Annotated in this window: 10 protein-coding genes and 3 tRNA genes; 8 read left to right on the top strand and 5 right to left on the bottom strand. The window is 32.8% G+C overall.

What is annotated here, in order from left to right; translation table 11 throughout:
* Positions 1–24 precede the first annotated feature (24 nt).
* The 5 genes from proS to rpsT all read left to right on the top strand — a co-directional run bounded on the left by proS (position 25) and on the right by rpsT (position 2,287).
* Positions 25–1,503 carry a proline--tRNA ligase gene (gene proS / locus B0A81_RS00690; RefSeq protein ID WP_089056219.1) on the top strand — a complete coding sequence of 493 codons (1,479 nt, stop codon included), beginning with the start codon at positions 25–27 and terminating at the stop codon, positions 1,501–1,503.
* An 80-nt stretch (positions 1,504–1,583) separates the two neighbouring features.
* Positions 1,584–1,655, top strand: a tRNA-Glu gene (locus B0A81_RS00685).
* A gap of 39 nt (positions 1,656–1,694) precedes the next feature.
* Positions 1,695–1,766 (top strand) — tRNA-Glu (locus tag B0A81_RS00680).
* A 44-nt stretch (positions 1,767–1,810) separates the two neighbouring features.
* Positions 1,811–1,882, top strand: a tRNA-Glu gene (locus B0A81_RS00675).
* A gap of 153 nt (positions 1,883–2,035) precedes the next feature.
* Positions 2,036–2,287 (top strand): 30S ribosomal protein S20, encoded by a 252-nt coding sequence (gene rpsT / locus B0A81_RS00670; protein WP_089052957.1) that lies wholly within the window; start codon positions 2,036–2,038, stop codon positions 2,285–2,287.
* A gap of 166 nt (positions 2,288–2,453) precedes the next feature.
* Here the strand turns inward: rpsT and B0A81_RS00665 are convergent, their stop codons facing one another.
* Together B0A81_RS00665 and B0A81_RS00660 are read right to left on the bottom strand one after the other, a co-directional pair.
* Positions 2,454–2,870 carry a response regulator gene (locus B0A81_RS00665; RefSeq protein ID WP_089056218.1) on the bottom strand — a complete coding sequence of 139 codons (417 nt, stop codon included), beginning with the start codon at positions 2,868–2,870 and terminating at the stop codon, positions 2,454–2,456.
* A 6-nt stretch (positions 2,871–2,876) separates the two neighbouring features.
* Positions 2,877–4,586, bottom strand: a complete 1,710-nt coding sequence (locus B0A81_RS00660) for a PAS domain-containing sensor histidine kinase (protein ID WP_089056217.1) — start codon at positions 4,584–4,586, stop codon at positions 2,877–2,879.
* Between the two features lie 168 nt (positions 4,587–4,754).
* Here B0A81_RS00660 and typA point away from each other — a divergent pair, with 168 nt between their 5' ends.
* On the top strand, positions 4,755–6,551 hold the full coding sequence (gene typA / locus B0A81_RS00655; RefSeq protein WP_089056216.1) for a translational GTPase TypA: 1,797 nt from the start codon (positions 4,755–4,757) through the stop codon (positions 6,549–6,551).
* Positions 6,552–6,673: 122 nt separating this feature from the next.
* On the opposite strand, the gene B0A81_RS00650 is transcribed toward typA, so the two are convergent.
* Genes B0A81_RS00650 through B0A81_RS00640 form a run of 3 tightly spaced genes read right to left on the bottom strand, consistent with a single transcriptional unit; the run spans position 6,674 to position 10,786 of the window.
* Positions 6,674–9,019: a T9SS type B sorting domain-containing protein gene (locus tag B0A81_RS00650; protein ID WP_089056215.1), complete on the bottom strand. Its 2,346-nt coding sequence runs from the start codon at positions 9,017–9,019 to the stop codon at positions 6,674–6,676.
* A gap of 15 nt (positions 9,020–9,034) precedes the next feature.
* Complete coding sequence (locus B0A81_RS00645) at positions 9,035–9,871, bottom strand: ABC transporter permease (protein ID WP_089056214.1); 837 nt, start codon at positions 9,869–9,871, stop codon at positions 9,035–9,037.
* 3 nt (positions 9,872–9,874) lie between these two features.
* Entirely contained in the window at positions 9,875–10,786 is a 912-nt protein-coding gene (locus B0A81_RS00640; RefSeq protein ID WP_089056213.1) for an ABC transporter ATP-binding protein, read from the bottom strand.
* A 108-nt stretch (positions 10,787–10,894) separates the two neighbouring features.
* Between B0A81_RS00640 and B0A81_RS00635 the strand changes: the two genes are divergently transcribed.
* Together B0A81_RS00635 and B0A81_RS00630 are read left to right on the top strand one after the other, a co-directional pair.
* Complete coding sequence (locus tag B0A81_RS00635) at positions 10,895–11,947, top strand: hypothetical protein (RefSeq protein ID WP_089056212.1); 1,053 nt, start codon at positions 10,895–10,897, stop codon at positions 11,945–11,947.
* A 78-nt stretch (positions 11,948–12,025) separates the two neighbouring features.
* A complete protein-coding gene (locus B0A81_RS00630) occupies positions 12,026–12,883 on the top strand; it encodes an SdiA-regulated domain-containing protein (protein WP_089056211.1) in 858 nt (285 codons plus the stop codon).
* Positions 12,884–12,908 lie beyond the last annotated feature (25 nt).

The raw sequence follows: 12,908 nt of genomic DNA, 5'->3' as shown, positions 1-12,908 counted from the left end.
AAAATTTGTGCCAAACTATATAATATGAGTAAGAACCTCACTACAAGATCAGAAGATTATTCGAAATGGTATAACGAGCTGGTTGTGAAAGCGGATCTAGCTGAAAATTCAGGAGTTAGAGGCTGTATGGTAATCAAACCATACGGTTATGCGATTTGGGAAAAAATGCAGGCTGAGTTAGATCGAATGTTTAAGGAAACAGGGCATCAAAATGCTTACTTTCCTCTGTTTGTTCCTAAAAGCATGTTTGAGGCTGAGGAAAAAAATGCAGAAGGATTTGCAAAAGAATGTGCTATTGTTACGCATTATAGATTAAAGAATGATCCTGATAAACCAGGGAAATTAATGGTTGATCCAAATGCTAAATTAGAAGAAGAACTTATTGTTCGTCCTACAAGTGAAGCAATTATTTGGTCTACATATAAAGGATGGGTGCAATCTTATAGAGATTTACCGTTGTTAATTAATCAGTGGGCAAATGTAGTTCGCTGGGAAATGCGTACGCGTTTGTTTTTGAGAACTGCAGAGTTTTTGTGGCAAGAAGGGCATACGGCTCATGCGACAAAAGAAGAAGCTCTAGAAGAATCTGAAAAAATGATGAATGTTTATGCTGATTTTGCAGAAAACTTCATGGCAATTCCGGTTGTAAAAGGTTTTAAAACCGAAACAGAGCGTTTTGCAGGTGCGGATGAAACGTATTGCATTGAAGCATTGATGCAGGATGGAAAAGCTTTACAAGCTGGAACGTCTCACTTTTTGGGACAGAATTTTGCGAAAGCTTTTGATGTAAAGTTTGCAAATGCCGAAGGAAAGCAAGAACACGTATGGGGAACTTCTTGGGGGGTTTCTACTCGTTTGATGGGAGCTTTGGTTATGACGCATTCAGATGATCAAGGATTAGTGCTTCCTCCTAATTTAGCACCAATACAAGTGGTGATTGTTCCAATTCACAAAACAGATGAGCAGTTGGCTGAAATTACAGCGGCAGTTAATGAGTTAACGGCTAAGTTAAGAAAGCTTAAGATTTCTGTGAAATATGATGATAGAACAACTCAAAAACCTGGGTTTAAATTTGCAGAGTGGGAGTTGAAAGGTGTTCCGGTAAGAATTGCAGTTGGTCCGAAAGATTTAGAAAACGGAACTTTTGAAGTTGCAAGACGTGATAACTTGACAAAAGAAGTTGTTGCTGGTGAGAAAATTGTTGAGTACGTAAACGACTTGCTTGAGCAGATTCAAACGGATTTATTTAATAAGGCATTAGAGTATCGAAATACTCATATTACGGAAGTAAATAGTTTTGAGGAATTTAAAGAAGTTTTAGAAGGAAAAGGAGGATTTGTTTCTGCTCATTGGGATGGTACTGCAGCGACCGAAGAGAAGATAAAAGATTTGACAAAAGCGACGATTCGTTGTATTCCTTTAGACGCTGTTGAAGAGGCGGGAGTCTGTGTGTTTACTGGTAATCCATCTTCGAAAAGAGTGCTTTTTGCTAAGGCGTATTAAAAAAAAATAAAAATTTTTGCATCAGCTATTGTGCAACTAAAAAATAGATGTATCTTTGCATCCGCATTAGAGAAATACATGGTCCGTTCGTCTATCGGTTAGGACGCCAGGTTTTCATCCTGGTAAGGGGGGTTCGATTCCCCCACGGACTACTTTTTTTTCTGCGAATAAGTTATTTAACTTGATGTATTGGTCCGTTCGTCTATCGGTTAGGACGCCAGGTTTTCATCCTGGTAAGGGGGGTTCGATTCCCCCACGGACTACAATTTCAATTTGTTTTAAATTGAAGAAAACTTAGAAGAGAGCTGGTCTGTTCGTCTAGGGGTTAGGACTCCAGGCTTTCGTCCTGGTAACAGGGGTTCGATTCCCTTACAGACTACAAAATTAGTTGTAAATAAGTTTTGTAAAATGAAAATTGGTGTCTCGGTTTTTGTTTTATTAGTTAAAACCAAAGTGATTGTTTTGCAATTGTGGGAGGTTTTTCTTTTTTAACTAGTATTTATAATAATTATTACATCTAAAATTAAAAAAAATGGCAAATCATAAGTCAGCATTAAAAAGAATCAGAAGTAACGAAAAAAGAAGAGTTCTTAACAGATATCAACACAAAACTACTCGTAACGCTATTAAAGCATTAAGATTAGCTACTGATAAATCTGATGCTACTGCAAAATTATCAACTGTAATTTCTATGATTGATAAATTAGCTAAAAAGAACATCATTCATGATAATAAAGCTTCTAACTTGAAGTCTAAATTAACGAAACATGTTGCTAAATTGTAATTAATTACAATTTCCTAAATATTAAAAAAGTCCTCTTTTAGAGGACTTTTTTGTTGTTTAAAAATGAAAATCTTAAATTCAGTTTTACTTGAATGTTGAATTTTTGAATTTCATACTTTTTAAATATGTTTTTTGTTGGGTCTTAGGAGTTAGTAGTGGTAAGGATTTAAGCGATGTCTATTTTCTTTTTGAGATATTCTAACATAGCTAGGGTAATTGGTTTTGAAAGGAAATCGATTATTATAGGGTATTTTTTAGCTTTGGCTAAATCGTCAGGATCAATTGTAGAAGATAGTACTATGACTTTTGCGCTGTTGAATTCTTTATAGTCAGCCGAAATAAAATGATCTAGAAATTCCCATCCGCTCATAACGGGCATGTTTAAATCTAAAAAAATCAGTTCTGGTTTTTTATTTACCTTATTTTTATTGTTGGTGTATTTTAAGGTATTGAAATGGAGTAGTGCTTCTTCACCATTTTGAGCAGTGATAATTTCATGTGAAAATGATGATTTTGAAATTACTTTTTTGCATAACATTAATGTAATTGGGTCGTCGTCAATGCATAAAATTTGCTCAAGCATGATGTTTTAGTTTTTAAATGTTATCGTAAATGTTGTGCCTTTGTTAACTTCGCTTTCAATACTAATCGTTCCTCCCATGGTTTCTACTTGAGATTTTACAAGATATAAACCTAATCCTTTACTGTCTGGATAGTTGTGAAATCTCTGGTAAAGGCCAAAAACCTTATCGCGATTTCGGTCTAGATCTATTCCAATTCCATTGTCTTTAAAGGTTAATGTAACTTGTTGATCAATTTGTTCTGCAGTTATTGATATTTTTAGTTTACGGTTTTCAGACTTGTATTTTATTGAGTTCGTAAGCAGGTTAAGTAAAATACTTTCGATGTAAGCTTTGTTTGTATTTAGTAAAGGTACTTTTTCGAATTTCAATTTAATAATTGGCTTGTGTAATTCAATTTGAAAAGAAAGTTGACTGAATACGTTTTCAAAAACTTCTTTTAACGAAACTTCTTCTTTTTGCATAGAAGGATTGTCTTTTATGATTATGACTTTTACTAAATCATTAATAGTCTCGTTTAATAAATGAGTTGATTTTGTGAAGCCTCCTAAAATCTCTTGAAGTTCAATGTTTTCAATAGGAATATCTTCGATAAGATTTAAAAGTCCGATTAAGTTAGATAATGGAGCTCTTAAATTATGTGATGTAATGTACGAGAATTGTTTTAAGTCTTTATTATTCTGTGTTAATTCGCGAATTAAATGTTCTTTTTCAGTTTCCAATGTCTTCTCGTCGGTAATATCTCTTTGAATAGAAATCCAGTGTGATATTAAGCCTTCATTGTTAAAAATTGGAATCATAGAGAAGCGTACCCAGTATTCTTCTTTTTTCTTAGTATAACTGATTGTCTCTATCAAACATTCTTCTTCATTTTTTATGGCTCTTAAGAGTTTTTTTAGTTCATCTGAGTCTGATTTTGGTCCTTTGAAAATATTTGGCGATTTTCCGATTATTTCATTTGATTGGTAACCAGACATTTGGGAAAAAGCTGGATTAACGTAAACTATTTTTGGTATTTTTCGATCGACAGAATTGGCTTCGGTAATTAAAATTGAATCTTTTGATTGTGTGATTACAGTTTCTAAAAGTTTTAATCGCTGTTCTTCTTCTTTTTGTTTAGTGATATCTTGTATGGCACCAATCATTCTGATGGCTCTTCCGTTTTCATCTTTTAGTAAAAAACCTCTGTCTAAAACATATTTGTAGCTTCCGTCAGCGCATCTAAAACGGTATTGATCCTGCCATTTTTCTGTTTTTTGTTCAATAAAAGAGTATAATTTAATAGACATTCTAATGCTGTCTTCAGGATGAATTTTGTCAAACCACCATTTTGAAGTTTTTCCAACTTCTTCAGGGTTATATCCAAAAACGCCTTCAATTCCTTTGTTCCAATTTATACTGTCTTCTTGTATTTTCCAATCCCAAATGGTATCGCTTGTTGCTTTTGCAACGATATCATATTTTTCGTTAGATTCTTTAATTTCTTGATTTGTTTTTTTTAATTTTTTAAAAATAGAAATATTTCTATTTTCATTTTTGGTGAGTATGTATTTGAAAATAAGTCCTGTAGTAAGGATAAGAAAAATGTCCTTTAAATAAAATAAATAAGAATATTTTGACTGAAAAAAGTATTTAATGAGTAGGTTATGGCACACTGTTGCCATAATTAGTGATATGATAACGTAAACAAGAGTAATTAGGAGAGTTTTACTTTTCATTACTCAAATATAGTTAAATTAACCATAACTAAACAATAAGTAAAGTTCATTTTGATGCCTAATTTAACATTGATTTAATGAACTAATTACTTGTATATACGCAAACTATCACAGAAACGTTTTTTTTTAGAAAATAAAGTGTACTTTTGCACCCATTAAAAAACACAAATGGAATCTATTAGAAATATTGCAATTATTGCCCACGTCGATCACGGTAAGACCACTTTGGTTGATAAAATTATGTATCACTGTCAATTATTTCGTGACAACGAAAATACAGGTGATTTAATTCTTGATAATAACGATTTAGAGCGTGAGAGAGGTATTACTATTACTTCTAAAAACGTTTCTGTTCAATATAAAGGAACAAAAATCAATATTATCGATACTCCTGGCCACGCGGATTTTGGAGGTGAAGTAGAACGTGTATTGAACATGGCCGATGGTGTATGTTTATTAGTGGATGCCTTTGAGGGGCCAATGCCGCAAACTCGTTTTGTATTACAAAAAGCTATCGATTTAGGTTTGAAGCCTTGTGTAGTTATCAATAAAGTTGATAAAGAAAACTGTACTCCTGAAGAAGTTCATGAAAAAGTTTTTGACTTAATGTTTGAATTAGGTGCTACAGAAGAGCAGTTAGATTTCCCAACTGTTTACGGTTCTGCTAAAAACAACTGGATGTCTGACGATTGGAAAAACCAAACAGAAAACATTGAGCCTTTATTAGACATGGTTATTGCTAATGTACCAGCTCCTAAAGTTTCTGAAGGTACTCCTCAAATGTTAATTACATCTTTAGATTTCTCTGCTTTTACTGGGCGTATCGCTATTGGTCGTTTAGAAAGAGGTATTTTGAAAGAAGGTATGGCAATATCTTTAGTAAAGAGAGATGGTACTGTTACAAAATCAAGAATCAAAGAATTACATACTTTTGAAGGTCTTGGACGTAAAAAAGTTGCAGAAGTAATTGCAGGTGATATTTGTGCTGTAGTTGGTATTGAAGGTTTTGAAATTGGTGATACTATTGCTGATAACGAAAACCCTGAAGGTTTAGCTTCTATTGCTATTGATGAGCCTACAATGAGTATGTTGTTTACAATTAATGATTCACCTTTCTTTGGTAAAGAAGGTAAATTTGTAACTTCTCGTCATATTAGAGAAAGATTGACAAAAGAATTAGAGAAAAACTTAGCGATGAAGTTAGGTGAAACTGATTCTGCAGATAAATTCATGGTTTTTGGTCGTGGAGTACTTCACTTATCTGTTCTTATTGAAACAATGAGAAGAGAAGGTTATGAGTTACAAATTGGTCAGCCGCAAGTTATTATCAAAGAAATTGATGGTAAAAAATGTGAGCCAATTGAGGAATTAACAATCGATTTACCAGAAAATCTTTCAGGTAGAGCAGTTGAATTCGTAACAGTTCGTAAAGGTGAAATGTTAAGTATGGAGACTAAAGGCGAGCGTATGATCATTAAATTCAATATTCCTTCTCGTGGAATTATTGGTTTAAGAAATCAATTGCTTACAGCTACGGCTGGTGAAGCTATTATGTCACACCGTTTTATTGGATATGAGCCTTACAAAGGAGAAATTTCTGGACGTAACAAAGGTTCATTGATTTCTATGGAAAAAGGAAAAGCTATTCCTTATTCTATCGATAAATTACAAGATCGTGGTAAGTTTTTTGTTGAACCAAATGCTGAAATTTATGAAGGTCAGGTAATTGGAGAAAATTCACGTGGTGATGATATGTGTGTAAACGTAACTAAGGAGAAAAAACAATCTAACGTTCGTTCATCTGGAAATGATGAAAAAGCTAGAATTATTCCTCCAATTATTTTCTCTCTTGAAGAAGCTTTAGAGTACATTCAAAAAGATGAGTACGTAGAGGTTACACCAAAATCTATTCGTTTAAGAAAAATCTATTTGACTGAAACTGATAGAAAAAGATTTAAAGTTTAGTAATTTTAAATTTCAATATAAAAAATCCCAAATTCCATTATAGAGTTTGGGATTTTCTTTATGGTCTAAATCCGAATTTTAAGCAATTTGAATTCGGAATTTAAGTAATGGATTTTAATATTTTATCTTTTTAAAGTAAAGTGGCCTTTCACGCTTTTGCCGTTTACAAAAGTCAAAGTAAACCAGTAATCATCAGATGGAAGCTGCTGGCCATTAAAAATTCCATTCCATCCAATGCTGTTTTGATTCATTTCTTTTAGTAATTTTCCGTAGCGATCAAAAACATAAATTTTAAAATTAGGAAGATGTTCGATGTCATTGATAAACCATAAATCATTATATCCGTCTCCGTTTGGTGTGAAAAATCTTGGATAATCTAATACATATATAGTAATATTGCTTGATAATCCGCAGCCATTTTTGTCTCTGGCAACAGCATTATAAGTGCCGGCAGCTACTCTGGTAAATAACGGATCATCTTGAAACGTAACACCGTCTAATGAGAATTCGTAGTCTCCAACTCCAGTATATTCTAACAAAACTGAATTATCGTTTCCTGAAAAATCTTTTACAGTCGCTCCTGTCAATGTTGCAGGTTCTGATAAAATTACTTTGAAGGTTTTAGTTTTTTTACAGCCATTTGCATTTGTTACAGTTACAGCGTAATCTCCCGGAGCAGTAACAGTTAATGAATTTGTGGTGTTTCCAGGTGCCGTATTCCAAGAATAACTGCTAAAACCAGAATCTACAGTTAGTGTCACATCACTATTTTTACATATAAAAACAGATTCATTTGCAAAATTTGGCGGGTCAAATGTGTTTACCACAAGAGGAACTGGAATAATATCGTAACAATCTGGTCCATTTACAACTCTGCCATAAATAGTTTGATTGAATGCAGTCGTGTTTCTAAAAATATTTGGCAGCTGATTTGTTTCTGTTACAGCATCATTTGCGGTTGCATAGTAATTAATAGTTAATCCAGTTGCAAGACCAAGCTGCGGAGTAACTTCATTATTCAAATCAAATTGATACAATCCATCTTGAATTTGATCTTGGTCACAAATGCTTATCGGATTTGGATCAGCCATAGATGTATTTGCAATCTCTAAAGTTACTTGAGCAATTTTAGAGCATCCAAATTGATTTTCAAGACGGGCGTAAACAATTTGATTAGGGGCATTATTTACATATCGGTTTGGTACTGCAATTTTATTTGTTTTGTTCTGAGCATCAGTCAGTGTTTCATAAAAGCCATCATTTAAAATCGAAGCAACATTATTTTTTACAATATTGTTTACTTTGCTTAAATCAAAAATAGAAATACCGTCTGTATTATCGTCACATTGTAGTAAAGAGGTATCTGTTGACTGGATTTCTGAAGCATAGTCTATTTTTATCTCTCCAGATAATATGCACGTTGTACTTATTACAGTGGCTTCAACTACATAATTTCCTGCGTCTGTAACTTCATAAGTTGGATTTGTACTTAGTGTAACAGAAGGATTGTCTTTTTTATACCATTTAAAAGTATAATCTGCAGCTGATAGTTTACTGTCTAAAGTAATTCTTTCTCCAAAACAGGCAGGATTATTATTTGCAATTGTTCGATCTTCTCCAAGAACAATTTTAGAAGCAAAACTTCCTGCTTCAAGGAAAATTGCTGAAGTTTGGTATCTAACGTCAGCATCGCCGATTACAAGTTTTACATGATATTTTTTTCCTGCAGTTACTGTACTGCTAGCAGTCATTACGACAGTTTGTCCAGCAAAATTTATTGGACTTGTATTTGTATTTCGCCCGTTAAAGTAACTTTCATTTGAAGCTGCACAACCAGGATAACTAATGCCTCCAACACTTGATCCCGGATCAATTTTTGGATGAATATTTACAGAAGAAACCGGCGTATTTGTATTAGGTATTACGGCTAAATTTTTATAAGGATCAGCAGTTCCAGCTTCTTTGATTAAGAAAGCAAATCCATCAGAATATCTGCATGGAAAATCATACTGATATTCATTAGAAGCAAAAATATAATTAAAGCTCAAGGAACTTGTGTTCGCAATAAAATCAAATTCCAGAACCGTTGTATTTATTGAATTAATGCCAAGTGTTTGATCCAAATCGGTGTCACGACCCCATGAAATACTATCATCAGAACCATCATTTGGGTTACTAACAAAGGGGCCGATTGCACTTTGAGCTGTTGAAGTGGCTAAAACGATTCCTTCTCTAAAAGGGAAACTGCTTCCGTTACTGTTAAAATAAGCAAAACTCTGTTTTCCAAGTCTAAAAGTATCGCCGCGACCTGTCGAATTCGAGGCATTGGCACAAGAACTATTAATTAAGATATTTTCAATTAACTGAGTTGGTGTTTTTGTGTCGTCAATAGTGATTACCTGCGCATTCATCTTTGCAGATAAACAGCATAAAAATAGAATAAATAAAAAACGTTTTACTGGAATCATAGTATAACAAATATACTATAAATCTCGATTTTTTAATAGTTTGTAAGAAAAGTATATAAACAAGAAAGTCCAGATTAAAACAATCAATATCGAAGTATAACTTACGCTGTAATCTTTAACATCATTTACGCCCATTTGTGCTCCGATATTTTTGATAACTGAAAGTCTTGAAAAGGGTTCTATAATTAAATTTGACATCGCTTCCAGCGGGAAAAACTTCATTATGGTATATCCTGTTGTACTTTCAGGAAATAGTTTGAAAACTAATAAACCTTTTGCGATACCTTCAAGAATACTCCAGACTAATAAAAATCCCAAAGCAAATGCAGATCGTTTCACCAAGATTCCTAAAAACAAACAGAAAGAAAAGAATCCAACTAGTTTTACAAAAAAGGCAAGCAAATAATCTAAATCCATGAAAATGACATCAAATTCAGTGTACGATGAAAAACTTAATCCAAGCAATAAACTCATTATAAAAACAAAAATGGTAGAGCATAATGCAAAAAGTACAACCGTAAGAAACTTAGATAAAATGAACTCTTTTTTGCTTAAACCGTCAATTAAGTTTTGTTTTAATGTGCCATAGCTGTATTCATTTGCCATCATTGAAACAATTACAATAGCTAGAAAAAATTTCAACCATGCTGCGATATAAGTGTTAAAATGCCAGATAAAAGGAAAGTTAAAGATTCCCATTTCTGCCAAATGAAATTTAAAAACACCCAAGTCAAATTTTATAGATGCAATTAATGCTATAAATGAAAGAAGGATAAAATAAGTTAAAGTAAGAATTTTACTGGCTTTGTTTTTCCAGATTTTCTGTAATTCTATAGAGACAAGTCTGTTCATGGCTTAGTTTTTTTTGATAGTGGCTTTTTGTGTAAGTTCTAAAAATTGAGCTTCTAAACTATTTTTACGTTTTACCAAATGGCTCAAAGCAATATTTTTAGAAAACAAATACAAATTCAGTTCAGAAGCTGATAAATCGGATTTCAGATGTACCAAAATTTTCCCATCGGATTCCTTGATTTTATCTACAGCTGGATGCTCTGTTAAAACTGATTTTAAAGCTAAATTGTCATTTGCCTGCAGTTCAAAGAAACTTTCATTGGCAGACATGCCATCAACTGAGCCTGAATATAAAATTTCGCCTTTGCGTAAAACAACAACATGCGAGCATACTTTCTCGACTTCGTCTAGTAAATGCGAAGCCAATAAAATGGTTGTTCCGTGCGATGCAATTTCTTTAATAATATCTCTAATCTGATGAATTCCCTGTGGATCTAAGCCATTTGTAGGTTCGTCTAAAATTAGAATTTCTGGATCATTTAATAATGCCGATGCAATTGCAAGACGTTGTTTCATTCCTAAAGAAAAAGTGCTGAATTTGCTGTCTTTTCTTTCGGTTAAACCTACAAGGGTAAGTTTTTCATTTATTTTAGAATAATCAATGCTTTTTATTTTGCAAACCAGTTTAAGGTTTTCTTCGGCAGTCATGTAAGGGTAAAAGTTGGGACGTTCTATAATAGCGCCAACTTTTTTTAGAGCTTCATGCGTTTGCACTTTGCCGTCAAACCATTTGTAATCGCCGGAAGTTTTGTTTACAACATTCAAAACGATTCCTAAAGTCGTTGATTTTCCGCTTCCGTTTGGACCTAAAATTCCGTAAACATGTCCTTTTTTAATGCTAAAAGATACATTTTGAAGCGCATGAATGCGTCCGTATCTTTTACTGAGATTCTCGATAGTTAATATGGTTTCCAAGTTAATTGTGGTTTTAGTTTTTTAGTAAGACGAAGCAAGTTGGATATTGTTACGCCAAATTTATTTTTATCATCTTATTCGTGTAAATTTGTAATAAAGATATTCAAAATGAGCGAACCTTTAATGGTGTTAAAGAAACCTACTTATCCTTTAACACGTCCATTATTAAGTTATTTAGAACGATACGAACGTATTTCGAAAGTATCTGTGTTCTATGATGACTTATTGCGTTTTTCCGGCTCGGTCAATGTATATGATAAAAATGAAACGGATACTTTGTGGATTCGGGTTTATTACAGCGAGTTCGAAAGAAATGAAATCGATTTGAATCTAAAGAAAATTTATTCGCTTTTACATTCTGATGGAAATAGTGATATCATTCAGTTTCTAAATATTGATGCAATTGACTATTGTACTTTTGGAAATTCAAAACCGTTTCGAATTAAGGTTAGAAATATTCTGAATGACAATTATGTTCATTTTTACATTAAAAAAGCAGATGCTTCTAGGATTTACGGACTTGAATTGGAAGATATTCTTTCACCGGATAAAATAAACTTTTTGGTCTATAAAGATACCTTGATCGAAGAACATATTATAGGGATTCCGGGTGATGTTTTTATGGATACTTTACTGCACAATTGTACTGAAACGGAAAAATCTCAGATTGCAAAAGAGTTTGTAAAGTTTAATGAACGTTGTATGATCAGGCTTTTGGGAGATATGCGAGCTTATAATTATGTAATTGTGCCTATTCACGATTTTGATCAAGTAGTGTATAAAATTCGTCCTATTGATTTCGATCAGCAGTGTTACGAAGGAAATTTTAAAGTGTATCGTCCGCAGTTTTTTAAAGAAAATTATCCGATGATGCAGCTTATAAAAGAGAAATTAGAAGATCGTTCCATTATTCAATATAAAGACGAAGAAAGAGCTATTTTGGCAAAACGTATACATTCAGCCGAAACGAGAATACATAAATTGCTGAATATAATGTGTCACGATACCATTTCAACTGAAGAGCATTTGAATCAATTGAAAATGGAATTGTATCGATATACAAACGATATGAAATTTAAAAACGCCAAATCCATGGGGCATATTATGCATGCAGCATTCGAATTTATTACCCGTAATTTTAAAAATACAAACTTAGTTTAAAAGAATAAACCAGATAAGTTCACAAAGCAAAACTTAAATTTTCTTATATCACTTATATGGTTCAAAAAAAACAGTCTTATGAAAAAGTCTTTTTTAGTAGCAGCTTCTATTGTTTTATTAGCATGCCAGCAACAATCAAATAGTGATTTAAAAACGCTTTATTCACTTCCAAAAAAGTTAAAAGAGGTATCTGGAATAACTTATTTCCCTGAGACAAATTTACTTTATACTTTAGAAGACAGCGGAAACAAAAATGAGGTTTATGCATTAAATGCTGACGGGAAATTAGCCAAAACAATTACGATTTCAAATGCAGTAAACGTAGATTGGGAAGACATAACAAAAGATAAAGGAGGGAATCTTTATATTGGTGATTTTGGAAATAATGATAACGAACGTAAAGATTTATGTATTTACAAATTAGATAAAACTCAATTGGAAAAAGATGTGGCTTCCGCCGAATATAAAATTTCATTCTCTTATCCAGAACAGACTGAATTTCCTCCAAAGAAAAAAGAAATGTTTTATGATGTTGAAGGTTTTTTTGAGCACAACGGCTATTTTTATCTTTTTACCAAGAACAGAAGTAAAGGTTTTGATGGAACTGCTTTTATCTATAAAGTAAAAAATGCAAAAGGAACTCAAAAAGCAGTCAAAATAGGAGAGTTTAAGACCTGCGATAACTATAATCATTGCGTTCTTACCAGTGCAGCAATTAGTCCTGACGGGAAAAAAGTGGTTTTGCTAAGCCATGACAAAATTGTTTTATTTAAAGATTTTAAAGGAGATTTATTTCACAAAGGAACTCATACTGAAATTGATCTCAATCATTTTTCTCAAAAAGAAGCCGTTGCTTTTAAAGACAATGCCACTTTGCTTATCGCTGATGAAAAAGCGAACAAGACAGGAGGAAATGTTTATGAGTTTAAATTATAGGTTCTAAGGTTCAGAGTGGCAAAGG

It is taken from the genome of Flavobacterium plurextorum, from assembly GCF_002217395.1.
GTDB lineage: Bacteria > Bacteroidota > Bacteroidia > Flavobacteriales > Flavobacteriaceae > Flavobacterium > Flavobacterium plurextorum.
Note: the sequence above shows the minus strand (reverse complement) of the source record. Positions and strands in the feature narration are given on the sequence as shown.

Coding starts and splice junctions, on each gene's coding strand:
- B0A81_RS00630 (WP_089056211.1), top strand. CDS start 12,026: ATGAAAAAGTCTTTTTTAGTAGCAGCTTCTATTGTTTTATTAGCATGC.
- proS (WP_089056219.1), top strand. CDS start 25: ATGAGTAAGAACCTCACTACAAGATCAGAAGATTATTCGAAATGGTAT.
- B0A81_RS00665 (WP_089056218.1), bottom strand. CDS start 2,870: ATGCTTGAGCAAATTTTATGCATTGACGACGACCCAATTACATTAATG.
- rpsT (WP_089052957.1), top strand. CDS start 2,036: ATGGCAAATCATAAGTCAGCATTAAAAAGAATCAGAAGTAACGAAAAA.
- B0A81_RS00645 (WP_089056214.1), bottom strand. CDS start 9,871: ATGAACAGACTTGTCTCTATAGAATTACAGAAAATCTGGAAAAACAAA.
- B0A81_RS00635 (WP_089056212.1), top strand. CDS start 10,895: ATGAGCGAACCTTTAATGGTGTTAAAGAAACCTACTTATCCTTTAACA.
- B0A81_RS00650 (WP_089056215.1), bottom strand. CDS start 9,019: ATGATTCCAGTAAAACGTTTTTTATTTATTCTATTTTTATGCTGTTTA.
- B0A81_RS00660 (WP_089056217.1), bottom strand. CDS start 4,586: ATGAAAAGTAAAACTCTCCTAATTACTCTTGTTTACGTTATCATATCA.
- typA (WP_089056216.1), top strand. CDS start 4,755: ATGGAATCTATTAGAAATATTGCAATTATTGCCCACGTCGATCACGGT.